General features: G+C 65.5%; 25 protein-coding genes. 9 read left to right on the plus strand and 16 right to left on the minus strand.

The genetic code is table 11. The features are described 5' to 3' along the window. The first annotated feature begins 31 nt into the window (after positions 1-31). Positions 32-808: an arginyltransferase gene (locus tag ACE10X_RS24360; protein WP_026192842.1), complete on the plus strand. Its 777-nt coding sequence runs from the start codon at positions 32-34 to the stop codon at positions 806-808. Here the strand turns inward: ACE10X_RS24360 and ACE10X_RS24365 are convergent. Further along, positions 805-2,178: an Nramp family divalent metal transporter gene (locus ACE10X_RS24365; RefSeq protein ID WP_038385385.1), complete on the minus strand. Its 1,374-nt coding sequence runs from the start codon at positions 2,176-2,178 to the stop codon at positions 805-807. The genes ACE10X_RS24360 and ACE10X_RS24365 overlap by 4 nt on opposite strands. A 121-nt stretch (positions 2,179-2,299) precedes the next feature. Between ACE10X_RS24365 and ACE10X_RS24370 the strand changes: the two genes are divergently transcribed. The 4 genes from ACE10X_RS24370 to ACE10X_RS24385 all read left to right on the plus strand — a co-directional run bounded on the left by ACE10X_RS24370 (position 2,300) and on the right by ACE10X_RS24385 (position 7,642). Then, positions 2,300-3,430 (plus strand): PspA/IM30 family protein, encoded by a 1,131-nt coding sequence (locus tag ACE10X_RS24370; protein ID WP_051003035.1) that lies wholly within the window; start codon positions 2,300-2,302, stop codon positions 3,428-3,430. After that, positions 3,427-4,089 carry an OB-fold-containig protein gene (locus ACE10X_RS24375; RefSeq protein WP_038385384.1) on the plus strand — a complete coding sequence of 221 codons (663 nt, stop codon included), beginning with the start codon at positions 3,427-3,429 and terminating at the stop codon, positions 4,087-4,089. Before ACE10X_RS24370 ends, ACE10X_RS24375 begins: the two co-directional genes overlap by 4 nt. Positions 4,090-4,092: 3 nt before the next feature. Beyond that, on the plus strand, positions 4,093-5,847 hold the full coding sequence (locus tag ACE10X_RS24380; RefSeq protein WP_038385383.1) for a flotillin family protein: 1,755 nt from the start codon (positions 4,093-4,095) through the stop codon (positions 5,845-5,847). A gap of 553 nt (positions 5,848-6,400) precedes the next feature. Further along, positions 6,401-7,642 (plus strand): MFS transporter, encoded by a 1,242-nt coding sequence (locus ACE10X_RS24385; protein ID WP_038385392.1) that lies wholly within the window; start codon positions 6,401-6,403, stop codon positions 7,640-7,642. On the opposite strand, the gene ACE10X_RS24390 is transcribed toward ACE10X_RS24385, so the two are convergent. After that, positions 7,643-8,899: an adenylate/guanylate cyclase domain-containing protein gene (locus ACE10X_RS24390; RefSeq protein ID WP_038385382.1), complete on the minus strand. Its 1,257-nt coding sequence runs from the start codon at positions 8,897-8,899 to the stop codon at positions 7,643-7,645. 174 nt (positions 8,900-9,073) lie between these two features. Between ACE10X_RS24390 and ACE10X_RS24395 the strand changes: the two genes are divergently transcribed. After that, complete coding sequence (locus ACE10X_RS24395) at positions 9,074-9,265, plus strand: hypothetical protein (protein WP_038385381.1); 192 nt, start codon at positions 9,074-9,076, stop codon at positions 9,263-9,265. On the opposite strand, the gene ACE10X_RS24400 is transcribed toward ACE10X_RS24395, so the two are convergent. Next, complete coding sequence (locus tag ACE10X_RS24400) at positions 9,266-10,144, minus strand: DMT family transporter (protein WP_375764605.1); 879 nt, start codon at positions 10,142-10,144, stop codon at positions 9,266-9,268. Between the two features lie 90 nt (positions 10,145-10,234). On the opposite strand from ACE10X_RS24400, the gene ACE10X_RS24405 reads away from it, so the two are divergent. Further along, positions 10,235-11,053: a helix-turn-helix domain-containing protein gene (locus ACE10X_RS24405; protein ID WP_038385380.1), complete on the plus strand. Its 819-nt coding sequence runs from the start codon at positions 10,235-10,237 to the stop codon at positions 11,051-11,053. Here the strand turns inward: ACE10X_RS24405 and ACE10X_RS24410 are convergent. The 13 genes from ACE10X_RS24410 to rpoZ form a co-directional block, all read right to left on the minus strand. Beyond that, complete coding sequence (locus ACE10X_RS24410; RefSeq protein ID WP_038385390.1) at positions 11,044-11,847, minus strand: N-acyl homoserine lactonase family protein; 804 nt, start codon at positions 11,845-11,847, stop codon at positions 11,044-11,046. The genes ACE10X_RS24405 and ACE10X_RS24410 overlap by 10 nt on opposite strands. 148 nt (positions 11,848-11,995) lie before the next feature. Then, positions 11,996-12,952 (minus strand): cation diffusion facilitator family transporter, encoded by a 957-nt coding sequence (locus tag ACE10X_RS24415; RefSeq protein ID WP_375762977.1) that lies wholly within the window; start codon positions 12,950-12,952, stop codon positions 11,996-11,998. 174 nt (positions 12,953-13,126) lie between these two features. Next, entirely contained in the window at positions 13,127-15,382 is a 2,256-nt protein-coding gene (parC, locus tag ACE10X_RS24420; RefSeq protein ID WP_038385378.1) for a DNA topoisomerase IV subunit A, read from the minus strand. 81 nt (positions 15,383-15,463) lie between these two features. Further along, a complete protein-coding gene (locus ACE10X_RS24425) occupies positions 15,464-15,721 on the minus strand; it encodes a hypothetical protein (RefSeq protein ID WP_035631644.1) in 258 nt (85 codons plus the stop codon). A 168-nt stretch (positions 15,722-15,889) separates the two neighbouring features. Further along, entirely contained in the window at positions 15,890-16,639 is a 750-nt protein-coding gene (gene recO / locus ACE10X_RS24430; RefSeq protein WP_038385377.1) for a DNA repair protein RecO, read from the minus strand. Positions 16,640-16,695: 56 nt separating this feature from the next. Beyond that, positions 16,696-17,076 carry a hypothetical protein gene (locus ACE10X_RS24435; protein WP_038385376.1) on the minus strand — a complete coding sequence of 127 codons (381 nt, stop codon included), beginning with the start codon at positions 17,074-17,076 and terminating at the stop codon, positions 16,696-16,698. 14 nt (positions 17,077-17,090) lie between these two features. Beyond that, entirely contained in the window at positions 17,091-18,014 is a 924-nt protein-coding gene (era, locus tag ACE10X_RS24440; RefSeq protein ID WP_038385375.1) for a GTPase Era, read from the minus strand. Next, complete coding sequence (rnc, locus tag ACE10X_RS24445; RefSeq protein WP_028340976.1) at positions 18,007-18,828, minus strand: ribonuclease III; 822 nt, start codon at positions 18,826-18,828, stop codon at positions 18,007-18,009. The genes era and rnc overlap by 8 nt, the downstream gene beginning before the upstream one ends. After that, positions 18,825-19,586, minus strand: coding sequence for a signal peptidase I (lepB, locus tag ACE10X_RS24450; protein ID WP_028333840.1), 762 nt, complete (start codon positions 19,584-19,586; stop codon positions 18,825-18,827). The genes rnc and lepB overlap by 4 nt, the downstream gene beginning before the upstream one ends. Before the next feature lie 283 nt (positions 19,587-19,869). Further along, positions 19,870-20,286, minus strand: coding sequence for a holo-ACP synthase (gene acpS, locus ACE10X_RS24455; RefSeq protein ID WP_038385374.1), 417 nt, complete (start codon positions 20,284-20,286; stop codon positions 19,870-19,872). Beyond that, on the minus strand, positions 20,283-21,053 hold the full coding sequence (locus ACE10X_RS24460) for a pyridoxine 5'-phosphate synthase (protein ID WP_038385373.1): 771 nt from the start codon (positions 21,051-21,053) through the stop codon (positions 20,283-20,285). Before ACE10X_RS24460 ends, acpS begins: the two co-directional genes overlap by 4 nt. Positions 21,054-21,232: 179 nt before the next feature. Further along, positions 21,233-23,524, minus strand: a complete 2,292-nt coding sequence (locus ACE10X_RS24465; protein WP_038385372.1) for a bifunctional (p)ppGpp synthetase/guanosine-3',5'-bis(diphosphate) 3'-pyrophosphohydrolase — start codon at positions 23,522-23,524, stop codon at positions 21,233-21,235. Between the two features lie 210 nt (positions 23,525-23,734). Beyond that, entirely contained in the window at positions 23,735-24,127 is a 393-nt protein-coding gene (rpoZ, locus tag ACE10X_RS24470) for a DNA-directed RNA polymerase subunit omega (protein WP_016844003.1), read from the minus strand. 361 nt (positions 24,128-24,488) lie between these two features. Between rpoZ and ACE10X_RS24475 the strand changes: the two genes are divergently transcribed. Then, positions 24,489-25,121, plus strand: a complete 633-nt coding sequence (locus ACE10X_RS24475) for an NYN domain-containing protein (protein ID WP_016844002.1) — start codon at positions 24,489-24,491, stop codon at positions 25,119-25,121. Continuing rightward, positions 25,102-25,761, plus strand: a complete 660-nt coding sequence (locus tag ACE10X_RS24480; RefSeq protein WP_038385371.1) for a uracil-DNA glycosylase — start codon at positions 25,102-25,104, stop codon at positions 25,759-25,761. The genes ACE10X_RS24475 and ACE10X_RS24480 overlap by 20 nt, the downstream gene beginning before the upstream one ends. Positions 25,762-25,793 lie beyond the last annotated feature (32 nt).

Here is a 25,793-nt window from a genome sequence, read left to right on the forward strand (position 1 = left end):
CTGTATTGTTTGTGGAGCCCGACGATCTGACGTGACCCAGCATTCGCGTGATACTCCCCAGTTCTATTTGACGGCGCCCTCGCCCTGCCCGTATTTGCCGGGCCGTCACGAGCGGAAGGTTTTCACGCACCTGGTCGGCGACAAAGCGGGCGATCTCAACGACTTGCTGACCCATGGCGGCTTCCGCCGCAGCCAGTCGATCGCCTACCGCCCGGCCTGCGACCAGTGCCGGGCCTGCGTCTCGGTCCGGGTGATCGCCAACGAATTCCGTCCCTCCCGCAACTTCCGCAAGGTGCTGGCCCGCAACGCCGACATCATCGGCGAGCAGCGCACCGCGGTGCCGACCTCGGAGCAATATTCGGTCTTCCGCGCCTATCTCGACCGCCGCCACCGCAACGGCGGGATGGCCGACATGACCGTGCTCGACTACGCCATGATGGTCGAGGACAGCCATGTCGAGACCCGGATCATCGAGTACCGCAAGCGCAATGCCGACAGCGCGATCACCGGCCGGGGCGACGAGCTGATGGCGGTGGCGCTGACCGACGTGCTCAGCGACGGGCTGTCGATGGTCTATTCGTTCTTCGAGCCCGGGCTGGAGGCCCGCTCGCTCGGCACCTTCATGATCCTCGACCACATCGCCCGCGCCCGCCGGCAGGGCCTGCCCTACGTCTATCTCGGGTACTGGATCGAGGGCTCCAAGAAGATGGACTACAAGGGCCGCTTCCTGCCGCAGCAGCGGCTCGCGCCTTCGGGCTGGCTGCGCGTCGACGCCTCAGGCGAGGTCTTGGCCGAGCCGCAGGACTAGCTGCCGAAGAACGTATCGATCAGCAGCTTCACGTTCAGGATCACGATCAGCCCGGCGACGATCCACGCCGCCACCGCGACGGGGCGCGAAATCGCGAACGCGCCCATCTTGCGCTTGTCGGACACGAAGCGCACCAGCGGGATCACCGCGAACGGCAGCTGCATCGACAGCACGACCTGGCTGAACACCAGCAGCTGCGCCGTGCCGCTCTCGCCATAAAGCGCGGCGACCACAATGACCGGGACGATCGCGATGCCGCGGGTCACGACCCGCTGCAGCCAGTCGGGCAGCCGCAGATCGAGGAAGCCCTGCATCACGATCTGGCCGGCCAGCGTCGCGGTCACCGTCGAGTTGAGGCCGGACGCCAGCAGCGCCACGGCAAACAGCGTCGAGGCGATGCCTAGGCCGAGCAGCGGCGACAGCAGTTCGAACGCCTGGTCGATCTCGGCGACATCGGAATGGCCGCTCTTGTGGAAGGTCGCGGCCGCCAGCACCAGGATCGCGGCGTTGACGAACAGCGCCAGCATCAGCGCGATGGTGGAATCGGTGGTCGCCCATTTGATCGCGTCGCGCCGGCCCTCCTCGGTGCGCGGATAGGCGCGGGTCTGCACGATCGAGGAGTGCAGATAGAGATTATGCGGCATCACGGTGGCGCCGATAATGCCGATCGCGATGTACAGCATCTCCGGATTGGTGACGATCTCGCGCGACGGGATGAAGCCGCCGAGCACGGCGGCCACCGGCGGCGCGGCGGCGGCGATCTGGACGACGAAGCAGACCGCGATGACGATCAGGAGCGCGATGACGAAGGCCTCGAGGAAGCGGAAGCCGCGGTTCATCAGGAGCAGCAGCAGGAATGCATCCAGCGCCGCCAGCAGCGCGCCGCCGATCAGGGGAATGCCGAACAGCAGCTTGAGCGCGATCGCGGTGCCGATCACCTCAGCGAGGTCGCAGGCGATGATCGCGGCCTCGCAGGCGAGCCACAGCAGCAAATTCACCGGGCGCGAATAGGTCGCGCGGCAGGCCTGGGCGAGATCGCGGTCGGTGGCGATGCCGAGCCGCGCGGCGAGCGCCTGCAGCAAAATCGCCATCAGGTTGGAGAGCAGGATGACCGACAGCAGCGTGTAGCCAAACTTCGATCCGCCCGCGAGGTCGGTGGCCCAGTTGCCGGGGTCCATGTAGCCGACCGAAACCAGATAGCCCGGCCCGGCGAAGGCGAGCAGCCGCCGCCACCACAGGCCGCCCGACGGCACCGCGACGCTCGCGTTCACCTCCGGCAGGCTGCGCACATGTCCGGCGTCGCCCCGCCAGCCGCCTGGCACGGCATTGGGAACGGAAACGGAAGACAGTTCTGGGGTCCGAGCATCCATGCACCAAGGATGGCCGATCTCTGCCGTTATTGCAACTCATTTGCAACTGCATCTAGGCTCACGAAAATGATACCAACTGCCCTCCTTGTAAAGTACTGAGGAAGTGCTTTACGTTTGATACATGATTAAGCTGCCCGTCGAGACGCCAACCGCGACGCTGCGCTACGCCCTCGCCCCTGACCCTTCAGGCACCGAGGCGATCGAGGCGACCTTTGCGGCCTATGACCGGATGATGGCGATCCTCGCGGAGGTCGCTCCCGTCGGCGCCAACCTGGTTTCGCTGCACGCCCAGGCCTACGAGAAGATCCGCAAGGAGACCGGCCTGCCCGCACGGCTGGTGACGCTCGGCCTGCGCGATCGCGCCAGTTACATCGCAGGCTCCGCCGTCCGCCGGATACCGCTCGACGACAAGTTGTTCGCGATCAAGGGTCCAACTTCACTGACCATTAGCACTGTCAGCGGACGCGTCTTGGTGCCGTTCGACGTGCCGGGATATGTCTCGGGCTGGGAAAGCCCCTTCCCGGCGCATTTGATCTCAGATGGACGCGGCTACGAAATCCACATCGCCGTCAAATCGAAATCAGCACAACCGGAGGAGAAGACCATGCTTCACGAAGGCATCCTTGCGCGCATGGGCCGGCTTCTTGCCGCCATCGCGAGCCAGACCATCGACAATGTCGAGAACAACAACAAGGTCGCGCTGGTCAAACAGGCGATCCGCGAGATCGACACCGGCGCCGACGAGGCGCGCTATGCGCTCGGCAAGTCGCGCGCCGAAGAATTCCGCTTGAGGAAACGGCGCGAGGAACTGGATACCGAAACGACTGGCCTGAACGAGAAGATTCGTCTCGCACTTGCGGAAAATCGCGAGGATCTCGCGCGCGCCGGTGTCGCACGGCAAATTGATCTGGAGTCGCAGGTGATCGCGCTGGAGCGCGCGATGGATTTCATCGAGCTCGAAATCGATGAGCAGACCAAGGCGCTGCAGGCCATGCTCGGCGCGCGCCGCGAGGCGGAGACGCGCCTGGCCGATCTCGAACAAAGCCTGATCCGCGAGGCCCAGGACGAAACCAGCCGGGGCCCATCGACGACCAATACATTGAGTGCTGAGCGCGCCATGGCGGCGATCGCCCGGGTCACCGGTGTTCCCGCCTCCAGCGTGCTCGGCGACAAGGAGCTTGACGAACTCGATCGCCTGCATCGCGAAAAGGAAATCGCGGCGCGGCTTGAAAGGATCAAGTCAGAAAAATGAGTGCAGTTGGCGACATTCTGCTCGCCCCCGACGTGCGGCCGTTCGCGGTCGCGGCTGCGATCATGGTGGCACTTGGCGGTATCGAACTGCTCTCCACTATGGTCGGACTTTCGATCAGCGAATTGATCGGCAAGGATTTCGCGGTCGAGGCCGAGAGCCACAATGCTCTCGGTGGCCTGTTTCTCTGGATCAACGCCGGGCGGCTTCCCCTCCTGATCCTGATCATCCTGATCCTCGGCATCTTCTCGATCGGAGGCTTCCTGCTTCAGGGACTGGCGCATGCCGCAGGCACCGCCATCCCGGTCTCGCTTGCCGCGGTGGTTGCTGCGGCAGGCAGCATCCCCGTGATCAGGAATACCAGCCGCGGCCTCGCCCGCGTCATTCCGCGCGACGAGAGCTACGCGGTCAACGACAGCGACTTTGTCGGCAAGGTCGCAACCGTGTCGGTCGGCCCGCTCGATCAGGGCCTGCCCGGCAGGGTCCGTCTCAAGGATGTCTTCGGCAACTGGCACACCGTGTCGGCGCGTGCCAGCGCGGAGTCCGGGGCATTGCCGGTCGGCGCCAGCGTGCTGCTGGTCGATCGCGATGCCAAGGGCTTCATCGCGATTGCCGCTCCAGCCGACCTCGTCGAACAACAACGATCTTCCAACAGGGCATAACACATGTGGGAACTTGCTGTACCCGTCGTTATTGGCGTCATCGTCATCCTCGTTATCGGTCTCCTGTTCGCAAAGCTCTACAAGCGCTCGACGCGCGATGAGGCCTATGTCCGCACCGGCCTCGGCGGCCAGAAGGTGGTGCTCGACGGCGGCTCGCTCGTGCTGCCGATCTTCCACTCCACCGCTGCGGTGAACCTGAAGACGCTGCGGCTCGAGGTCGCGCGCGGCGGCCCGGACTCGCTGATCACCAAGGACCGCATGCGCGTCGATATCGGCGCCGAGTTCTATCTGCGCGTCAAACCCGACTCGTCGTCGATCGCGCTCGCCGCGCAGACGCTCGGCAACCGCACCAATGACGCGGCCGAGCTGCGCGAGCTGGTCGAGGCCAAGTTCGTCGACGGCCTGCGCTCGGTCGCCGCGACCATGAACCTCGAGGAATTGCAGGAGCAGCGCGCCACCTTTGTCAAGGCGGTGCAGGACGCGGTCGGCGCCGACATCCAGAACAACGGTCTCGAGCTTGAATCGGTGTCGCTGACGAAGCTCGACCAGAGCGACATCAAGCACTTCAACCCGAGCAATTTCTTCGACGCGCATGGCCTGACCACGCTGACCAAGATCACCAAGGAGCGTGAGCAGGAGCGCAACCAGATCGTCCGTACCACCGAGGTCAACATCGCCCAGCAGGATCTGGTGGCGCGGCAGACCACGCTGACGATCGAAAGCACCAAGCGCGAGGCCGAGCTCGCCCAGCAGCGCGACATCGCCAACAAGACCGCCGCGATGCGCGCGCAGACGGCGCAGGTCGAACAGACCGCGCTGCAGAACGAGGCCGAATACCGCATCCAGCAGGAGCTCGCGGTCGCCAACAAGCAGACCGAGGCCAACCAGGCCCGCGACACCCGCAAGATCGAGGCCGATCTCGCGGTCAAGCGCCGCAACACCGAGATGGAGCGCGACCTTCAGATCGTGGCGCAGGAAAGCGCCATCGCGGTCGCGGCCAAGAGCAAGGAGCAGTCGGAGGCCCAGACCATCGCCGAGACCGCGCGCGCCGTCGCGATCGCCGCCGAGGAAAAGGTCACCACCGCCCGCGCCACCGAGATCGCCGAGCGCGACAAGATCATCAACGTGATCGCGGCGCGCAAGGCGGCCGAGACCGACGCGATGCCGATCACGGTGATGGCCGAGGCCGAACGCCAGGCCGCCGCCAACAAGGCGGAAGCCACCAACGTGCTCGCCAAGGCCGATGCGGCGGCTGCCACCACCCGCGCTGCCGGCGTCAAGGCGCTCGGCCAGGCCGAAGCCGAGGTCGCGACGATGAAGGCGGAGGCGCGCAACAGACTGAGCACCGACATGATCGCCTACGATCTCAACCTCGCGCGGATCAACGTGATCCCGAGCGCGCTCGCCGAGGCGGTGAAGCCGATCGAGAAGATCTCCGACATCCGGATCTTCGACACCGGCAGCATGCTCGGCCGCGGCGGCGCCAATGGCCACGCCAACGGCAATGGCGGCCTTGGGCTCGGCGACGGCCTCGCCGCGCAGTTGCTGTCGGTCTCGGCGTTCAAGCCGATGATCGATAAGATCCTCTCGGAGGCAGGCTTCCCCGCCGGGTCGGACGCGCTCACCAGCCTGACCAGCGCGCTGGCGCAGCGCAAGTCCGAGGTCGCTCCGCCGGCGGCGAATGGCGAGGACAGCCGCCCCGCCACGTTGGTGGGCACCATCACCGGCCAGCTTGCGGCGGGACCCACGGCGCAGTGATGTGACCGGGCTCTGACGGCAGACGCATTTCACCTCTCCCGCTTGCGGGGTCGAGACGAGCGAAGCTCGCTCTTACGTCGGATCGCATCGGAGATGCGATCCGGGTGGGGGCTCTCTCCACGATACGGATCGCGGAGAGAGCCCCCACCCTAACCCTCCCCCCGCAAGCGCAGGGCAATCGCATATGACCCTTCGGCGGCTGCGGAGGTAACTCGGCCTCGTGGTTCGAGACGCGCCGCAAGCGGCGCTCCTCACCATGAGGGTCTATTATTGTGCCGCAAAACAAGATCCTCATCCTGAGGAGCCCGCCGAAGGCGGGCGTCTCGAAGGATGGCCGCGAGGACGCTGCCCGACAGATTTCTTTCCATATGCGATTGCCCTGCCCGCAAGCGGGGGAGGGAATGCAGCTCCGATGCGCTAAACCCCATCTCACTTCGACCAGAAAGGCCCGCCTCTCCGGCGGGCTTCTGCTTTTGGCGTTATCGGGAAACGGGTGGGATCGGACCTCTTCCAACCACACACTATGGGCAGTCGAATGATCAAGGATTCTGCCATGTCCGCCGATACGCCTCGCCTGCCGGCCACCTTCAATCGCCTGGCCTGGTCCAATCTCGCCGCGCAGTCGGCCGAGCAGATCGCGCTTGCGGCCGCACCCATCGTCGCCGTGCTGCTGCTCGGCGTCGGCGAAGGCCAGACCGGCCTGCTGCAGACCGCGCTGACGCTGCCCTTCATCCTGTTTGCGATCCCCGCCGGCCTGCTCGCCGACCGCGTGTCGCGGCGCTGGGTGATGGCGGGCTCCGAAGCGCTGCGCGCGGCCGCGCTTGCCGCGATCCTGCTGTTGCTGTGGCTCGGCCTGATGACCTTGCCGCTGCTCGCCCTGCTCGGCTTCATCGCGGTCTGCGGCACGGTCGCCTACAGCGTCGCTGCGCCGGCGCTGGTCCCTTCGCTGGTGACGTCACAGCAATTGCCTGCGGCGAACGCCCGCATCGAGCTCGCGCGCACCGTCGCGTTCGCCAGCGGCCCCGCGCTCGGCGGCGTGCTGGTCGGCTGGGTCGGCGCTGCGCCCGCATTCGGCTTCGCCGCCGCGCTGTCCGCGATCGCAGTCGTGCTGCTCGCCGGCATCTACGAGCCGGCGCGCCAGCCTGCCCCGCGGCGCCATCCGTTGCATGACATCAAGGAAGGCGCGGCCTTCGTGATGCACCACGCCTTGCTGCGGCCGGTGTTCATCACCCAGTTCATCTTCAACACGGCGTCCTTCCTGCTGCTCGCCGTGTTCGTGCCCTATGCGGTGCGTCATCTCGAGCTCAGCGCCACCGGTGTCGGCACCACGCTTGCGATGTACGGCGTCGGCATGGTGGTCGGCGCGCTGTTCGCCACCCGCGTGATGAAGCGGCTGGCGTTCGGCACCGTGATCGGGCTCGGCCCGGTCACCGGCTTCGTCGCCGCGGCCGTGATGGCGCTGACGACCTGGATTGCGACGCCGCTGCTCGCCGGCCTCAGCTTCTTCCTGCTCGGCGTCGGCCCGATCCTGTGGGTGATCTCGACCACCACGCTGCGGCAGTCGGTGACGCCGCCCTCGCTGCTCGGCCGCGTCTCGGCGATCAACATCATGAGCTACGGCGCGCGCCCGCTCGGTTCCGCGCTCGGCGCCATCGTCGGCGGGCTCTACGGCGCCGAAGCCTGCCTCTATCTCGCAGCCGCAATCTTCGCCGCCCAGGCGCTGGTGATCCTGATGTCGCCCGCGGTGTCGCTGACGCGACAGCCGGACATGGTCGGCGAACCTGCGCGCTGCTGATCAGCTCGCTAGGTACCGCTCGTATTTGCCGCCGACGACCTCGTCGGCGGCGACAGCCGGATCCAGCGTGTAGAGATCCTGCGCATGGCCGATGCCGCGCAGCACGAAGCGGCCGGTGGAGACCAGATAGTTGCGGCCGGCGGCGTCGAGCCCGGTGCGGAAATCGGTCGAGGTCAATAGCTCGCGGTCGACCGAGGCGCACATCGAGGCGATCCGGCTGACCTCGTTGACGGCGGGCCCGACCACCGTGAAATCCAGCCGGTCCTCGCTGCCGATATTGCCGTAGAAGACCTGGCCGACATGGAGCCCGACATAGGCCGTGGTGGTCGGCCGGCCCTCGTTCTCGCGGCGATCGTTCAGCACGCGGATGTTATGTCGGAATCTGTGCTCGGCCCGCAGCGCGGCCCGCTTCGCGCCTGCCACGTTCTCGCCGGTGAACATCGCCAGCACGCCGTCGCCGATCAGCTTCAGCACCTCGCCGCCGGCGTCATGGATCGCGTCGATCGAGGCCTGCGCATAGTCGTTGAGGAACGGAATGATCTCGTCCGGGCCGATCCGCTCGCTGATCGCGGTCGAGCCGCGCACGTCGGAGTACCATAGCACGGCCTTGATCTTCTCGGTGATGCCGCGCTGCATGCGTCCGCGCAGCACCTGCTCCGCGGTGTCGCGGCCGAGATAGACCCGGCCCAGCGTGCGGGCGATCTCGACCTGCGCGGCCGACTTGATCGCGAGCCCGAGCACCGGCACCAGATCGCGCAGCGCCGCCATGTGGTTCTCGTCGAACCCGTCCGAATGGCGGGTGGTGTAGTAGGAGTAGAAGCAGTCCATCTCGCCGATCGTGCCGGCCTCGCCGAAGCGATGCACGAAGGCGGCGAAATGCTTGTGGCCCTTTTCGGCGAGCTCGCCGATCATCGAGAAATCGTGCGAGGTATCGGCGAGATCGATCACTATCTCGCCATGGCCGTTTTCGAGCATGTGGTAGAAGGCCGACCGCCGCCAGGTCTGGCTGGCCTCGCCGGTGCTGGTCGAACCGTATTCGAAGATGTCGGCTTCATTGCTCTCGCCGTCGTTCCAGCGGAAACCGCGTCCCTCGAAGATCGGATGCAGCGTATCGATGAAGACGATGGCCCGCGAAAGCGGCATGCCCGCCGCCCGGCAGCGCTCGCAGAAACCGCGCAGCAGGTCGTTTTCCGGCAGGCCCGTCAGACCCTGGCGGACCAGCCAATTCATCAGGCGCAAACGGGGCGTCAGTTCCATAAGTCGGATTATGCCGGGCAATTGGTGCGGGAGGAAGGGCTGGTCGTCGCGTGACAGATGCGAACGCCAATGCGGCATTGCAAGGCCGCCCGCGCCACCATTTCGAGCGGAACACGGCCACCGAAGAGCGCCGATTCCGCTTCCTTTTGTCCGGCCGCTCGCGCACAACAGCGCATGGACAACGACGCTGGCCCGCCAAACCCGATCCGCCGCCTCATGCAATGGGCGATCACCCCGCCGCAATCCTATGGGGTCTACCTTGTCGGTCTTATCCTGGTGTTCGTCCTGTCGTTCTACGCCGGCACGCTGAAGCCGAAGCACTCGCCTGCCCCATCGGTGACCACGCCTTCCGCCCCGCGCGGCTGATCAGACCGATTTGGTTTCCGACGTCGCGATCCAGATGCCCGCAAAGACCGCGATCAGGCCGACGACCAAATTGGCCGTGATCGGCTCGCCGACCAGTTGCTTGGCAAGCAGCCCGGCGGCGATCGGATTGACCGTCATGGTGTTGGCAACGCGGGTCGGCGAGGCCCGCTCGAGCGCCAGCACCCACAGGATGAAGGCCAGCGCACCGCCGGCTATGCCGAGATAAAGCCCTGCGATCCATTGCGACGTGCCGAACTCGCGCAGCGTCGCCGGGCTGCCGGTGAACGACCCCACCGCCACCAGCGCCGCCGCGCCGGCGCCCATGCCGACGGCAAGGAAACCGAGCGCGCTGGAGCGGCGGATGAACGGTCGCGACAACACGTTGTAGAAGGCCATGCAGAGCACCGCGGCGGCCATGATCAGTTCGCCGCGCCATGCGCCCGGTGGCGCCGCCGCCAGCCCGGATGCCAGCGCTGCCGCCACGCCGAGCACCGCAATCGAGACCCCGACCGATTTGCGCATCGTCAGCGGCTCGATGCCGAGCAAGGCGCCGACCACCATGGTGGAGAGCGGCAAGGTCGCCAGCGCCAGGCTGGCGCGCGCCGCCGTCGTGTAGGACATCGCGAGATTATAGAGCACGAAGAACACGCCGAAGAAGGCGACGCCGAGCGCCGCGACCGCCGGCAAGTCCTCGCGCCGCGGCCACTTCGCCCCGAGCAGGACCGCGGCGGGAAGCACGCAGAGAAAGCCGATCGCCCAGCGCAGGATCGCCAGCGTGATCGGGTCGGCGTTGCCGGCCAGATAACGCGTGATCGCCGCCGCCGTGCCGCCGAGGCAGCTCGAGACCAAGGCAATCGCAACGCCGATCCACTCGCCCATGCCGATCCCCATGCGTTTCGCATTCGCTTGTGGCATCTTGCCCGGCGAGATCATTCCGGCAACTACTTGGCAGGTATTTGGCAGGTACCCATGTCGCAGCAGCGCGATTTTGCAGCCAGCCTGCGCTGGTGGCGGCAACGCAAGGGGCACTCGCAACTCGAACTCGCCGGGCGCGCGGACATTTCCCAGCGCCATCTCAGCTTCCTCGAGCTCGGGCGCGCCGCACCGAGCCGCGACATGGTAATCCGGCTTGCCGCGGCGCTCGACGTGCCGTTTCGCCAGCAGAACGCGCTCTTGGTCGCGGCCGGATTCGCGCCGGTCTGGCGGCAAACCGACCTTGCCGCGCCGGAGCTCGGCCAGATCCGTTACGCGCTGGATTTCATCCTGGCGCAGCAGGAGCCTTTTCCGGCGGTCGTGGTCGACCGGCACTGGAATCTGCTGCTCGCCAATTCGGGCGCGGGGCAGCTGGTGGAATTCCTGGTCGGGCCGCTGGCCCCGGGCACGGCGGTCAACCTTGCCGATGCACTGGTCGCGCCCGGTGTGTTGCGCCCCTATCTCACCAACTGGACCGAGGTGGCCGGCTATTTCATCCGCAGCGTCGAGGCCGATGCCGCCGCCGACGGCACCACCGCGACGGCGGAATTGCTCAAGCGCCTGCTGGCCTATGACGGTGTCGAGGCCGCGTTGGCCGCGCCGCCGGGGCCCACATCCGGGCCGGTGCTGCCGATGCTATTCCGCAAGGGCGACGTCAGCCTGCAATTGTTCACCACGATCGCGACGCTGGGGACGCCGCAGGACGTCACACTGCAGGAGCTGCGCATCGAAAGCTTCTTCCCGATGGACGAGGAGACCGCGCAGGTTTTTCGCGACTGGTCGAAAGCGCGCGGCGCCAAGACCGTTCAGTCATAGAACTCAGGCGACAGCTTCAGCCCGTCGCGCTGCGCCTTGTCGTGGTTGATCCAGAGCTGCGCCTTCTCTTTCGACAGCGTGTCGGCGATCTTCTGCATCGAGGCCAGCGTCTGCTCCTTGCTGGCGTTCATGCTCGGCGCGCGCCGATTGTCCCAATTATCCCTGAAGTGAACGGCATCGCCGGTCAGCACTACCGCGCCTGTCTTCGGCAGTTTCACCAGCAGCGACTGGTGGCCGGGCGTATGGCCCGGCGTCGACAGGATGGTGATGCTGCCGTCGCCGAATACGTCGCGGTCGCCTTCCAGCTTCGTCACGGGATGCTCGGGTTTGAAGCGCGGCGCGTTGTTGGTCCCGGGCCATTCATATTCCGCCTTCTGCACATACAGCATCGCGGCCGGGAACAGCTCGACATTGCCGATGTGATCGGGATGGGTGTGCGAGACGGCGATCGCCTTGATGTCCGACGGCTTGACGCCGAGCTGGTCGAGCTGCGCGGCGAGCGTCTTCGGCCGCCGCCAGGTGACCGCCTTCGGATCGGCCGGCGCAAGGCCGTTCGGCATCGCCGCCACCGCATCCGGAATGCCGGTATCCCACAGGAACCAGCCCTGGGCATGCTTGATCAGGTAGCAATTGTCGACGAAGTCCATCGACTTGCCTTCATTGACGCCGGGCGACCAGCGGGAAATGTCGCCTGCAACGCCTTCGCCGCAGTTGAGGATGTAGAGCTTCTCGACGCCTGATTTCGCCGGCTCGGCGCCCGCATGCGGCAGCGCGCCCACGGCCCAGAACAACATCGCAAGACCGATTGCCTTCTTCACGTCGCCCTCCGTTGATCACGCCGGCCATTCGCGCGGTCGCAATGTGCCGTGTCGCCGCCGCCCGCGGAAGACGGGGACATGGGTCGATCGATCAATTGAATGCGAGTGGATGGCGGCTCCTAGGCTAGACCATTTCGGCCGGTGCCAGCCGGCAGGTCTCGCTGCTGATCTCGACCTGCAGCGTGGCGTGGTGGATGCTGAAGCGCTCCGAGAGCTCGGCGCAGACATGATGCAGGAAGACATCGTCGTGTCCGCCGGGCCGCACCAGATGCGCGGTCAGCGCGGTCTCGCTGGTGCTCATCGCCCAGATGTGCAGGTCGTGAACTTCAGTCACCCCCTCGAGCGCGGCGAGATAGTCCCTCACCTGCTTGAAAACGATCCCCTTCGGCACCGCGTCGAGCGCGAGGTTGACACTGTCGCGGGCGAGCTCCCAGCCGCTCAGCAGCACCACCACGGCGATGACCAGGCTGATCGCCGGATCGAGCCACTGCCAGCCGGTCGCCATGATCAAGAGCGCGGCGACCACGACGCCGACCGAGACGCCGGCATCCGCCGCCATGTGCAGATAGGCGCCGCGGACATTGAGATCGCTGTCGCGGCCGCGCATGAACAGCAGCGCGGTGCCGCCATTGATCAGGACGCCGAGCGCCGCGACCCAGACCACGGTCCAGCTTGCGACCTCCGCCGGTTCGCGCAAGCGATTGATCGCCTCGACCGCGATGCCGCCGACCGCGATCAGGAGCAGCCCGGCATTGAACAGCGCCGCCAGGATCGAGGCGCGACGGTAGCCATAGGTGTGGGTATCGGTCGGCCGCCTGCCGGCGAGCCATGCCCCGCCCCAGGCCAGCAGCAGCGCGATGACGTCGGAGAGATTGTGAACCGCGTCGGAGACCAGCGCCAGCGAGTTGGCGGAATAGCCGAAGATCAGCTCCGCGACGACGAAGGCGGTGTTCAGCGACGCGCCGACCGCAAAGGCGGTGCCGAAATTGTCGGGCGCGTGGCTGTGTCCGGCATGGGAATGCCCGGCGTGGGCGTGTCCGTGAGAATGACCGCTGTGGTCGTGGTCGTGATTGTGCGCCATGGCAACCGTCGCCCGATGTCGTCGGCGACGGTTATAGCGCGGTGAAATGTGGATACTATCACACCGCGCTAGTCGAAGGCGTAGCCCGGATGGAGCGCAGCGCAATCCGGGATCATTGCCCAATGCGACAGCGGCCCCGGATTTCGCTTGCGCTCCATCCGGGCTACCGTACGGCTATTCCACGCCGCGATTGAACTTGTTCGACTTCGGCAGGCCGTGGGCGAGCCGGCCGGCGTCGGCGCGGTTGCCGCGCCAGTCGGCCAGTTCCTTCATGGTCATGCTGTGCTCGCGGCCGGCGGAATCCTTCCAGGTCAGGCCGGCCTTGGCATCGAACACCGCAACGTCAGACAGCGACGCGCTGGTGTATTTCTGCAGGCGCACGCCGCGGCCGCGCGCCATCTCCGGCACCTGGTCGAGGCCGAACAGCACCATCTTGTGGTTGGTGCCGATTACCGCGACGGTGTCGCCGTTCACGATCGTGATCGCGCGGGCCTCGTTCGGCATTTCGACGTTGAGCACCTGCTTGCCCTTGCGGGTGTTGCCGACGCAGTCCTCTTCCTTGACGACAAAACCCTGACCCTCGCTGCTCGCGATCAGAAACTTGCGCTCGCCCTTGTTGACGAACAGCGAGATGATCGCGGCGTCCTGCTCGAGATCGATGAACATCCGGATCGGCTCGCCATGGCCGCGGCCGCCCGGCAGCTTTGCCACGTCGAGCGAATAGAACTTGCCGTTGGTCGCGAACAGCAGCAGCTTCGAGGTGGTCTCGGCAAAGAACGAGTGCTCGAGCTTGTCGTCGGTCTTGAAGGCAAGGCCGGAGAGATCCTCGACATGGCCCTTCAGCGTCCGCACCCAGCCCTTCTCTGATATCACGACGGTGCACGGCTCGCGCTCGACCAGCGCTTCCTCGATCGCGGCGAGGTCATGCTCGGGCGCATCGGCGAAGGTGGTGCGACGCTTGCCGAGCGGCGTCTTGGGCCCGAAGATGTCGCGGACCTTGCGCACCTGATCGCTGACCTTGGCCCACTGCTCCGTCTCGGAAGCCAGCAGGCCCTCGATCCCTTTCAGCTCCTTGCGAAGATCCTTGTCCTCGGTGCGGATCTCCATCTCCTCCAGGCGGCGCAAATTGCGCAGGCGCATGTTGAGGATGGCATCGGCCTGAATCTCTGACAGCTTGAAGGTCTTCATTAAGACCGGCTTCGGCTCGTCCTCGGTCCGGATGATCTTGATCACCTTGTCGAGGTTCAGATAGGCGACGAGGTGGCCGCCCAGCACTTCCAGGCGGTGCTCGATCTGGGTCCTGCGGAAGTTGGACCGGCGGACCAGCACGTCGCGCAGATGGTCGAGCCATTCGCGCAGGCACTCGGCAAGGCCGACCACCTTCGGGATGCGGCCCTTGATCAGCACGTTGAGGTTCAGCGAGATCTTGCTTTCCAGCTCGGTCAGGCGGAACAGCGACTCCATCATCAGCGCCGGATCGACGGTGCGCGATTTCGGCTCGATCACGAGCCGGACGTCCTCGGCCGATTCGTCGCGGACGTCGGCAACCAGCGGCAGCTTCTTCTCGTTGATGAGCTCGGCGATTTTCTCCACGATCCGCGACTTCTGCACCAGCCAGGGGATCTCGGTGACGACGACCACCCAGGTGCCGCGCGCGCCCTCCTCCTGGGTCCAGCGCGAACGGGTGCGGAACGAGCCGCGCCCCGTGGTGTAGGCCTCGACGATCGCTTCCTTGGAATCGACCACGATGCCGCCGGTCGGGAAGTCCGGGCCCTTGACCCATTTCAGCAGCGCCTTCGACTTGGCGTCGGGCTTCTCGATCAGATGCAGCGCGGCGTCGCAGAGTTCGGCCGCGTTGTGCGGCGGGATCGAGGTCGCCATGCCGACCGCGATGCCCTGCGCGCCATTGGCGAGCAGGTTCGGGAAGCCGCCCGGCAGCACCACCGGCTCTTTCGACTGGCCGTCGTAGTTGAGGCGAAACTCGACGCCGTCCTCGTCGATGCCGTCGAGCAGCAGCCGCGCGACCTCGGTCATGCGCGCTTCGGTGTAGCGGTAGGCCGCCGGATTATCGCCGTCGATATTGCCGAAATTGCCCTGGCCGTCGACCAGCGGGTAGCGCGAGGAGAAATCCTGCGCCAGACGCACCATGGCGTCATAGATCGCCTGGTCGCCATGCGGATGGAACGAGCCCATCACGTCGCCGACGATCTTGGCCGACTTCTTGAATGCGGCGCGCGGGTCGAGCCCGAGCAGGTCCATGCCGTAGAGGATGCGCCGGTGCACCGGCTTCAGCCCGTCGCGGGCGTCCGGCAGGGCGCGATGCATGATGGTCGAGAGCGCATAGGCGAGATAGCGCTCCTCGAGCGCGTCACGCAGCGGCACCTCGTGAATTTCGGCCGGCTCTTCCGGCGGAATCTGTCGTTTTCCCATGGGGAGGCGTTAAACCTTGGCGGTGAATCGGGCAAGCCGCGAATCACGCCAACCGCCCATCGATGCACCTGATTCGCGCGATTATTGCGCCGACTGGCCGGCGGTCCGCACGGGCTTGACGGGAGTTTCCTTGAGGCAATGGCGGGCGATTTCGATCTCGGCGTCGGTCGCGCCATGGGCTCTGGCCCAGCTTTCGGCGGCCGAGGCGGAGTACCTGGCGACGTAGTAGCGAACCACCGTGCAGGAGACGCGACGGAGCACGCCCCCCTGCTCGCCGGCCATTGCGTCCGGTGGCAGCGTCAGCAACGCCGCTGAAATAATAATTCCCCGCAGAAACATCGGTCGCCCATCGATGGAACCACGCCCCCGCAATGCTTCACGAGGCGATCTCGTTCCCGTCCCGCCGCGCATGACAGGGGCGCGGGAATGTCAGTGCTTCGCGCCATCGACGTCCGAGGCGAGCTCGATGACCTCGATCTCGTGAAAACAGCAGCTCGGGGCGCGGGATCACGTCCCCGCCAGCCGTCTCCGCCGCCGGGCCACGGCGTTGATAAATCCGTCGCGGGCGTCGGAATGGCCCTGGCCGCGGGGCTCCAGCACGTGGCGGAGCAGGAACAGGCCGGTAATCTGGAAACCGTCGAGCAGGTCCTGGTCCGACCAGCTGTTGGCGCCGCCCTCGCCTTCGCGCAGGAACGCCGGCAGCGGCAACAGCCGGTCGCGCCACTGCTCGCCGGCGGCGCGGGACACGGCGCCGCCGGATTTCGGCGATACATAGATCAGGTCCGACGTCTCCCCAGTGGCCGCGCAGTTTTCCAGGTCGAGCCCGAAGCCGAGCTCGGTCAGCATGGCGAGCTCGAACCGGATCAGGTGCACGGCGGCAACGCCGGCGTCCTCGAAATCGTCGAGCGTCCCTTGCAGCATCCAGTAGATGTCCTCATGCGGATCGCGCTCCGGCAGCAGCCGGGCCAGCGCCGCCAGATGCGTGACGCCGTAGACCGCATGTGACGAGCCGAGCAGCGTCGCCGCGCGCAGCCGCGTGCCCTCCAGCACATACATGCCGAGATGCTCGTCGAGCCGCGCCCGCCACACCGCGGTGACGCTGTTGCCGGGCTGCAGCAGCGGCCGCATCCGCGAGCCGGCGCCGCCGCGCACCAGGCCGAGATGGCGGCCGTGCTCGCGCGTCAACAGCTCGACGATGGCGGAGGATTCGCCATGCCGCCGCACGCCGAGCACGATGCCTTCGTCGGTCCATTCCATGCGCGGAGTCTATCAGGATTCCTCGGATGAACGCAGCTTTCCTCACGCGTCATGCCCTACGCGTTGAACCAGCCCCGCGCGTCACCGGTGAAGGAATAATACATCCCGGCCGTGGTCAGGATGCATGACACCACCTCGATCGCGCTGTCGATCTCCATGCCCCTTGCGCCGATGACCTGCACCAGGGACATCACCGACAGGACAAGCACTGCGAGCAGCGCCCAGCGCGGCCAGTTCTTGCGGTGCTGCGCGGCGAGCCGGACGAAATACATCAGCAGCAGAATCATGCAGCCGGCCGTCAGGGTCTCGCCCATGATCATCTGCTCGGTCTTCAGCACGCTCGGCGTGCGGTCCTGGAACGCCACCGACAGCGCATCCAGCGTCAGCGACAGATAGAGCAGAACCTCAAACCACAGCACATTTCTGGGCACGTTCATGCAAACGTCGACTCTTATTCCTTGGGGAATTCCAGTCCCATTTCCTTGTAGCGATCGGGATCGTCACCCCAGTTCTCACGCACCTTGACGAACAGGAACAGATGCACGGGGACGCCCATGATCTCGGCGATCTCGGCACGTGCCTGCGCGCCGATCGACTTGATGGTGGCGCCGCCCTTGCCGAGCACGATCTTGCGCTGGCTCTCGCGCTCGACAAAAATCGTCTGCTCGATGCGGATCGACTTGTCCTTGCGGTCGGTCCAGCTGTCGGTCTCGACCGTCGACTGGTACGGCAGTTCCTGATGCAGATGGCTGTAGATCTTCTCGCGCGTGATCTCGGCCGCCAAATGCCGCATCGGCGCATCCGACATCTGGTCCTCGGGATAGAGGAAGGGCCCTGCGGGCACCAGCTTGGCCAGCGTCTGGCGCAAATCGGCAACGCCGTCGCCGGACAGCGCCGAAATCATGAAGGTGTGCTCGAAGCGCATCCGCTCGTTGGCGGCCTGCGCCAGCGCCAGCAGCTTCTCGCGCTGCACGAGATCGACCTTGTTCAGCACCAGGATCTTCGGATGGGCGACGGTTTCGAGCTTGGCCAGGATCGCGTTGGCCTCTTCGTCGAGGCCCGACTTCGCATCGAGCAGCACACAGACGAGATCGGCGTCGTGCGCTCCGCTCCAGGCGGTCGACACCATGGCGCGGTCAAGCCGGCGCCGCGGCGCGAAGATCCCGGGCGTGTCGACCAGGATGATCTGCGCGTTGCCCTCGATCACGATGCCACGGATCAGCGCGCGCGTGGTCTGCACCTTGCGCGAGACGATCGTGACCTTGGAGCCCACCAGCGCGTTGACCAGCGTCGACTTGCCGACATTGGGCGCACCGATCAGCGCGACGAAGCCACAGCGCGTCGCGTCCCCTTGCCCTTCGGCCTCGTCAGTCATTGGTGCCGACGCCTTCGCGCTCGATCATCGCGGATGCTGCCGCCTTTTCGGCCGCGCGCTTGTTGCCACCGAGGCCCTCGGCGGAGGCCAGGCCCGGCAGGTCAACCGCAACGCGGAATTGTGGATCGTGATGCGGGCCGGTGCGTTCGACCTCGCGATAGACCGGCGTCGGCAGCCCCTTGCCCTGTGCCCATTCCTGCAACACGGTCTTGGGATCGCGCAGCGGCCGGCGCAGCTTGTGCATCCGTTCGGTCCAGTTGCGCTCGACGAACTGGCGCGCCGCCTCGTAGCCGCCGTCGAGAAAGATCGCCCCGATCACCGCTTCGCAGATGTCGCCAAGCACGGACTTGCGCAGCCGGGCGCCCTCGACCGCCTTCACCATGCCGAGCTTGATGTCCTCGAGCAGCCCGAGCGCCTTGGCGACGTCGGCACAACTCTCCTTGCGCACGAGGTCGGCGAGCCGCTTCGACAGTTCGCCCTCGTCGGCCTTGGGGAACGACCGGAACAGCATGTCCGATACGATCAGCCCGAGCACGTGATCGCCGAGGAACTCCAGGCGCTGGTAGCTGTCGGCGCGGTTGCGGGTGGCGGGCTTCAGCGCGGACACGTGGGTGAACGCAGTGGTCAGCAGCGCGGGATCCTGGAACGTGTACCCGATCCGTGCCTCGGTGCCCGCGATCGCGGCCTTCTCCTCAGCGGCCTTGGCCGCCTTGCTGCGCCGTTTCTTCGGCGCGGCTGTGCTGTCGGCGGCAGGCGTCTGGCTCGGCTCGCCGGTCGGCGCTTGATCGTTGATGGCTGCGGTATCGTCGTTCATCGCACGATAGAGAATAGGCGATTCCACCGCACGGCAAGCGGCCAGCGCCAGATCATCCAGGCCTGCTCGCCCTCGGCGATCGAGAAGAAGATCATCTGGGCGCGCCCGATGATGTTCTCGAACGGCACGTAGCCGACCTGCGACAGGAAGCGGCTGTCGGTGGAGTTGTCGCGGTTGTCGCCCATCATGAAGAAATGCCCGGGCGGAACGGTGTAGACGATGGTGTTGTCCATGTAGCTGTTGTCGGTGCAGTCCAGCGTCTCGTAGCTGACGCCGTTCGGCAGCGTCTCCTTCCAGCGCTTGACGCGGGCGGTCGCATCCGCCGAGCCGCAGGGATCCTCGCCGACGAAATCGCTCAGCCGCTCCCGCTTGATCGGCTCATCGTTGATGTAGAGCAGCCCGCTCTTGACCTCGATGCGGTCGCCGGGCAGCCCGATGACGCGCTTGATGTAGTCGGTGGAGTCATCCCGCGGCAGCCGAAACACCACGATGTCGCCGCGGTTCGGCTCCGAGCCGAAGATGCGGCCCGAGAAAATGTTCGGCGAGAACGGGATCGAATAGTGGCTGTAGCCATAGGAATATTTCGAGACGAACAGGTAGTCGCCGACCAGGAGCGTCGCCTTCATCGACCCGGAGGGGATGTTGAACGGCTGGAACAGGAAGGTGCGGATAACGAGCGCGATCAGAAGGGCATGGATGACGACGCGGATGGTCTCGCCCAAGCCGCTTTCAGATTTGGTCCCGGTGGTCACGCTCATTGCTTTCCCAATTCCCGTGGACTGATGTCCACGCGGTGGCAGAACGTTCTCTTCGCGCGAAGCGTTCGGCCTTCGCGTGAGGAAAATGGCCTTGATTCTGATCTTGAGGGCAAATTCCGGCCTAAACCCGGAATCAGCGTCTCGCTCGATATAACCCTGCGGCGTTTTAGACGGTTGTTCGCAGGGGCGCAATCAATCGGCGCCTCAAAACTTCGCAATTCATTGAAATATCAATGATTTTTTAGTTTGCTGAAGTTTTCCGGCAGATTCCGGCGCCCCGCGTTCATCTGGCGGGGGCAACCGCCGAAATTATGACGAAGGCCTGGGCCAACGGCCAATCGTCGGTGATCGAAAGATCGATCTGCGCCTGCATACCCTCGGGCGTCAATTCCTGGAGCCGGGCGAGCGCCCCGCCGGTCAGCCGCATCGAGGGCCGCCCGCCGGGCAGGTTCACGACGCCCATGTCCTTCCACCACACCCCGCGCCGGATACCGGTGCCGAGCGCCTTGGAGCAAGCCTCCTTGGCGGCGAAGCGCTTGGCGTAGGTTGCGACCACCATCTTCTCGCTGTTGGCGCGGCGCATCGCCTTGGCACGCTCGGCGTCGGTGAAGACGCGATCGAGGAATCGCTCGCCATGGCGCTCGATCACCTTGGCCACTCGGGTGATGTCGATCAGGTCGGAGCCGATGCCGATGATCATGCGCTGACGCCACCCTGCGCCCTGGCGCGGCCGCGGTCCATCGCAGCACGCATCTCACGCACCGTCGCGGCGATGCCGACGAACAGCGCCTCGCCCATCATGAAATAGCCGATGTTCAACTCCCGGATTTCGGGCAGCGCGGAAATCGTCTCCGCGGTGTCATAGTCGAGCCCGTGGCCGGCATGGACCTCGAGCCCGGCCGCCTGCGCGAGCCTGGCGCCGGCGACGATGCGCTTCCATTCGGCCTCCGCCTTGTCCTTGTGACCGTCGACCACGGCGTCGCACCAGCCGCCGGTGTGGATCTCGATCACCGGCGCCTTCAGCTTCGCGGCCATCTCGATCTGCCTGGGATCGGCGGCAATGAACAGCGAGACGCGGATGCCGGCGTCATTGAGCCGTGCGATGAACGGCGCCAGTGCGTTGTGCTGGCCGACGACGTCGAGGCCGCCTTCGGTGGTGAGTTCCTGGCGCCGCTCCGGCACCAGGCAAACCGCGTGCGGCTTGGTGGCGAGCGAGATCCGCAGCATGTCGTCGGTCGCCGCCATCTCGAAATTCAGCGGCTTGGAGATCTCGGCCTTGAGCCGCGCCATGTCCTCGTCGCGGATGTGGCGGCGGTCCTCGCGCAAATGCGCGGTGATGCCGTCGGCGCCGGCCGCGATCGCGGCAAGCGCCAGCCGCACCGGATCGGGCCGCCCTCCGCCCCGCGCGTTGCGCAGGGTGGCGACGTGATCAACATTGATACCGAGACGCAGCGGCGGAGACGACATCAAATCACTCTCTGACAAACCAGTTAAACCATCCCCTCATCCTGAGGAGCGGCGCCTGCGCCGCGTCTCGAAGGATGTGGCCCCGTCTCGGGCCGCATGGTTCCCGAGCGATGCGGAGCATCGTCCGGAGACGGCGCTGACGCGCCTCCTCACCATGAGGGCCGATGACAGGCGGAACCCTAACCATTGACGCGCTCGACCCGAGCGACGACGGCCTTGGCGCGCAACTGGGCGATGATAGCGCTGAGATGCTTGAGGTCATAGACCTCAAGATCGATGGTCAGCTCCGTGAAGTCAGGCGATTGGCGCGACATGTGGATGTTGTCGATGTTGCCGTCGTGCTCGGCGATCACGGTCGCGATCTGGGCAAGGCTGCCGGGCTCGTTGACATTGTGGACCAGGATGCGCGCAGGAAAGCGCTGCGGCATGGTTTCGTCGATATCCCAGCGCACGTCGAGCCAGCGCTCCGGCTCCTCCTCGAAATCCTTCAGCGCCGGCGACTGGATCGGATAGATCGTGATCCCCTCGCCCGCCGTGACGATGCCGACGATCCGGTCGCCCGGCACGGCGCCGCCGTTCGGCGCGAACTTCACCGGCAGGTCGGAATTGATGCCGCGCACCGGGATCACCGAGGTGGCGCGCGCCGGATGCGGCGGGTTCTGCGTCTTCAGCTTGGCGGCGAGGCCCTTCTTGGCGCCGTAGCGCACCAGCCGCTCTTCCTTGTAGTCGGGATACATCGCGCGCGCGACGTCGGAAGCCTTGATCTCGCCGCGCCCGACCGAGGCCATCACGTCCTCGATCGAGGTGCGCGCGAGCCGCGGCAATGCGCCCTTCAGCTTGTCGTCGGCATATTCGATCTTGGCACGGGCAAACAGGCGGTCGACGATGCGGCGGCCGAGCCCGGCATACTGGTCGCGCACCGCGTCGCGGGTGGCGCGGCGGATCGCGGCCCGCGCCTTGCCGGTGCGGGCGAGCGCTTCCCAGGCCGACGGTGGCGCGGACTGCGCCTTCGAGGTCAGGACCTCGACCTCGTCGCCGTTCTGCAGCTCGGAGGACAGCGGCGCGAACTTGCCGTTGATCTTGCAGCCGACCGCGCTGTTGCCGACGCCGGTGTGAACGGCGTAGGCGAAATCGATCACGTTGGCGTTGCGCGGCAGCGCGATCAGCTTGCCCTTCGGCGTGAAGCAGAACACCTGGTCGTGGAACAGCTCGAGCTTGGTGTGCTCGAGGAATTCTTCCGGATTGGCGCTTTCCGAGAGGATGCCGATGGTGTGGCGCAGCCAGGCGAAGGCGTTGGACTCGTGCTTCATCCGCTCGTGCGGCGAACCCGCGCCCTCCTTGTAGAAGGCATGCGCGGCGATACCGAACTCCGCGATCTGGTTCATGTCCTCGGTGCGGATCTGCAGCTCGACGCGCTGCTTGCCCGGCCCGATCACCGTGGTGTGGATCGAGCGGTAGTCGTTCTGTTTCGGGGTCGAGATGTAGTCCTTGAAGCGGCCCGGCACCACCGGCCAGGTGGTGTGGACGATGCCGAGCGCGCGGTAGCAGGCCCCGACATCGTCGAGGATGATGCGGAAGCCGTAGATATCGGACAGCTGCTCGAAGCCGACCGACTTGCGCTCCATCTTGGTCCAGATCGAAAACGGCTGCTTGCGGCGGCCGAACACCCGCGCAGTAATGCCGTTCTTCTGCAGATTCTTGGAGAGCTGGGTTTCGATCTCGCCGATCAAATTGCGGTTGCGCTCGGCCAGGGAATCGAGCCGCTGCTTGACCACGGCGTAGGCCTCGGGATCGAGCACGAAGAACGACAGGTCCTCCAGTTCCCCGCGCATCTCCTGCATACCCATGCGGCCAGCCAGCGGCGCGTAGATATCCAGCGTCTCCTCGGCGATGCGCCGCCGCGAGGCCGGCGGCACGAATTCCAGCGTGCGCATGTTGTGCAGCCGGTCGGCGAGCTTGATCAGCAGCACGCGGACGTCGTCGGCGATCGCAAGCAGCAGCTTGCGCAAATTCTCGGCCTGCTTGGCCTCGCGCGACACCAGTTCCAGCCGCTTCAGCTTGGTCAGGCCCTCGACCAGCGCGCCGATCTCGTGGCCGAACACGTTGTCGATCTCGGCCCGCGTCGCCTCGGTGTCCTCGATCGTGTCGTGCAGCAGCGCCGCCACGATCGTGGCGTCGTCGAGCTTGAGGTTGGTGAGGATCGCGGCGACCTCGAGCGGATGCGAGAAATAGGGATCGCCGGAGGCGCGGGTCTGCGTGCCGTGCGCCTTCATGGCGTAGACATAGGCGCGGTTGAGCAGGTCTTCGTTGGTGTCGGGGTTATAGGAGCGGACGCGCTCGACGAGGTCATATTGTCGCATCATTCGCGTCCGCGGCTTGGCCGGCCTTTCCGCCGTGGACGACGTCGGCGCCACCGCGACCGTTTCGGTTGCAGCCTGCATCTGGATGGAACTGCGGCGTCGATACGCCATGAACTCGCTGCCTCTCGCGCGGGACCGGAATGTCCCAACTTTCCTCAATCTAGTGCGCTTTCGAATGAAGCAGCACCCCGCGCGGGCCCTGGAACCATTCAATTTCGCGCGTCCGCATAGGACGCACCGTAACAGCAAAATTGTCAACAAAAGCAAAGGCCCGGAGCAATGTCCGGGCCTTCGGTAAATCGGTTCGAAACGACGGCGAGTTTACTCGTCTTCCTCGGGCTGTTCCTCCGGGGGCGCCAGACCCTCGAGGCCCTTCAGCAGTTCTTCCTCGGTCATCCGCTCGACCGCGACCTCGGTGTCGTCGGCGTCGACGCTGGCACCGGCGGAACCGATCAGCGGCACGGTGTCGGGCTCGGGCTCGTCGACCTCGACGAACTTCTGCAGGGAGTGCACGAGCTCCTCTTTCAGGTCTTCCGGCGAGATCGTCGAATCGGCGATCTCCCGCAGCGAGACGACCGGATTCTTGTCGTTGTCGCGATCAACCGTGAGTTGCGACCCCGACGAGATCATCCGGGCGCGATGCGCGGCCAACAGGACGAGGTCGAAACGATTGTCGACCTTGTCAATGCAATCTTCGACGGTGACGCGAGCCATCTCGAGGCGCTCCGTGGTAAAAGGGACCGAACATGTAGGTTATGAGGGTTAGTTATAGGCCTAGCCCCCGTTTCGCAAGGTAAAATTTGTGATTTGCCTTCCGAACAGGCTCTGATAACCCGGTCTCACGGGGGCCAGAAGGGCCGGAGCGTCTGACGACATGGCTAGGTTGCTGTCCCAGGCGAGTAAATCTCTTCATTGCAATGTCAAGGGTCTAGGCTTTTTGCCCTCGCCTCACCATAATTGCGGTGGTGACTGTCGTGGGGAAAGATTCACAGAACTTTAGGCAGCAACGCCGGAAATTGCGCGCGGTTGATCACCGCCGCGCTAAGAACACTAACAACCACGCGAGAACACTTTGATGTCGTCACCTGTTTCCAACAAGATCGCGCTCTTCATCGACGGAGCGAATCTTTACGCCACCGCTAAGACGCTGGGCTTCGACATCGACTACAAGCGCCTCCTCAAGGAGTTCCAGAGTCGCGGTACGCTGCTCCGTGCGTTCTACTACACGGCGATCATCGAGGATCAGGAGTATTCGTCGATCCGCCCGTTGATCGATTGGCTCGATTACAACGGCTACACCGTCGTCACCAAGGCGACCAAGGAATTCATCGACGCCAGCGGCCGCCGCAAGGTGAAGGGCAACATGGACATCGAGCTCGCCGTCGATGCCATGGAACTCGCCGAGCACATCGACCAGATGATTCTGTTTTCCGGCGATGGCGACTTCCGCTCGCTGGTGGAGGCCGTGCAGCGTCGCGGCGTTCGCGTCACGGTCATCTCCACCATCGCCAGCCAGCCGCCGATGATCGCCGACGAGCTGCGCCGCCAGGCCGACGTCTTCACCGACCTGGTCGAGCTGCAATCCAAGCTCGGCCGCGATCCGTCGGAACGTCCGGCCCCGCGCGAACCGCGCCACCACTCCCCGCAATTCCTGCAGCGCGCGACCACCATGGCCCCACGGGGAGCCGATGACGATTTCGACGAGTAACCTCGTCATCGCTGCCACGCGCCCCGACAGCAACTGTCCGCTCTGTCCACGGCTGGCCGAGTTCCGCGCGCAGGCGCGCGCACGCGAGCCGGGCTGGTTCAACTCACCGGTGGAATCGTTCGGCGATCCGAATGCGCGGCTGTTGATCGTCGGGCTCGCGCCGGGCCTGCAGGGCGCCAACCGCACCGGCCGTCCCTTCACCGGCGACTACGCCGGTGATCTGCTCTATGCGACCCTGCTCGAATATGGCTTCGCCAGCGGCGTCTATCAGGCGCGGCCGGACGATGGGCTGAAGCTGGTCGACGCCCGGATCAGCAACGCGGTGCGCTGCGTGCCGCCGCAGAACAAGCCGCTGCCGGCCGAGATCAACACCTGCCGGCAATTCCTCCGCGCCACCATCGCCACGATGCCGAAGCTGCGCGCGATCGTGCTGCTCGGACGAATCGCCCACGAATCGACTCTCAAGGCGCTGGATGTTCGCTTGGCGGCCGCGCCTTTTGTGCACGGTGCCGTGCATAGTGCGGGCAAATTCAAGCTCTACGACAGCTACCACTGCTCGCGCTACAACACGAACACCGGCGTGTTGACGACCGATATGTTCCGCAAGGTGTTCGCGACCGTGCGCAAGGAGCTCGGCTAGCATCCGCGACAGCCTTGGGGCGGGGCATGCAC

The organism is Bradyrhizobium sp. Pha-3 (assembly GCF_042258325.1).
GTDB classification, from domain to species: Bacteria; Pseudomonadota; Alphaproteobacteria; order Rhizobiales; family Xanthobacteraceae; genus Bradyrhizobium; species Bradyrhizobium elkanii.